This is a genomic window from Shigella sp. FC1661 (assembly GCF_001712525.1).
In the GTDB taxonomy this organism is placed as follows: Bacteria; Pseudomonadota; Gammaproteobacteria; order Enterobacterales; family Enterobacteriaceae; genus Escherichia; species Escherichia coli.
In genome coordinates, this window is the sequence record NZ_MDGW01000358.1 from 1 (window position 1) to 1162 (window position 1162).

The following is a 1162-nucleotide window of genomic DNA, read 5'->3' on the forward strand; positions in this document are numbered from 1 at the left end:
GGGGCGTCTTATGAGCTTGCTGTCACCCTTTGACGTGGTGATATGGATGACGGATGGCTGGCCACTGTATGAATCCCGCCTGAAGGGAAAGCTGCACGTAATCAGCAAGCGATATACGCAGCGAATTGAGCGGCATAACCTGAATCTGAGGCAGCACCTGGCACGGCTGGGACGGAAGTCGCTGTCGTTCTCAAAATCGGTGGAGCTGCATGACAAAGTCATCGGGCATTATCTGAACATAAAACACTATCAATAAGTTGGAGTCATTACCAAAAAAGGCTATCAATTATTTAAAGATAATAAATGTGCAACTTGTCATGGTGGTATTATTCTCGGCGGACGTTCCTTTGAACCGTTGGGGCTGAAAAAAGACTTTAACTTTGGGGAAATTACGGCGGCGGATATTGGTCGTATGAATGTGACTAAAGAAGAGCGTGATAAATTGCGCCAGAAAGTACCCGGTTTACGTAACGTTGCTTTAACGGCACCGTACTTCCATCGCGGTGACGTGCCGACGCTGGACGGGGCGGTGAAACTGATGCTGCGCTATCAGGTAGGCAAAGAGCTGCCGCAGGAGGATGTGGATGATATCGTAGCTTTCCTGCACAGTCTGAACGGGGTGTACACGCCGTATATGCAGGATAAACAATAATTAATTTGATCGCCCGAACAGGAATGTTTGGGCGATTTTTATTACGATAATAAAGTCTGTTTTTAATATTATCATGTTAAATGTTTATATTATAAAAAGTCGTTTTTCTGCTTAGGATTTTGTTATTTAAATTAAGCCTGTAATGCCTTGCTTCCATTGCGGATAAATCCTACTTTTTTATTGCCTTCAAATAAATTTAAGGAGTTCGAAATGGACCAGAAGCTGTTAACGGATTTCCGCTCAGAACTACTCGATTCACGTTTTGGCGCAAAGGCCATTTCTACTATCGCGGAGTCGGTAATGCTGCCAACTTACTGATTTAGTGTATGATGGTGATTTTAAGGTGCTTGCGTGGCTTCCATTTCCATCAGATGTCCTTCCTGCTCCGCTACTGAAGGCGTGGTGCGTAACGGCAAAAGCACTGCCGGACATCAGCGCTATCTCTGCTCTCATTGCCGTAAAACATGGCAACTACAGTTCACTTACACCGCCTCTCAGCCCGGTACGCAC

The 1162-nt window shown here is 45.4% G+C and carries 2 protein-coding genes and 2 pseudogenes; all 4 read left to right on the forward strand.

Translation table 11 applies throughout. The features are described 5' to 3' along the window. Window positions 1–256 (forward strand): IS1 family transposase (locus BFF42_RS17940; protein WP_000474469.1); only part of this gene is annotated, 256 nt, incomplete at its 5' end. Window positions 257–271: 15 nt separating this feature from the next. Beyond that, window positions 272–652: pseudogene (gene ccp / locus BFF42_RS17945) on the forward strand (cytochrome c peroxidase); the annotation flags it as partial. A gap of 210 nt (window positions 653–862) precedes the next feature. Then, window positions 863–967, forward strand: a pseudogene (locus BFF42_RS27890) (hypothetical protein); the annotation flags it as partial. A 36-nt stretch (window positions 968–1003) separates the two neighbouring features. Next, the coding region (locus BFF42_RS17955; protein ID WP_032277379.1) for an IS1 family transposase at window positions 1004–1162 on the forward strand (159 nt) is incomplete at its 3' end.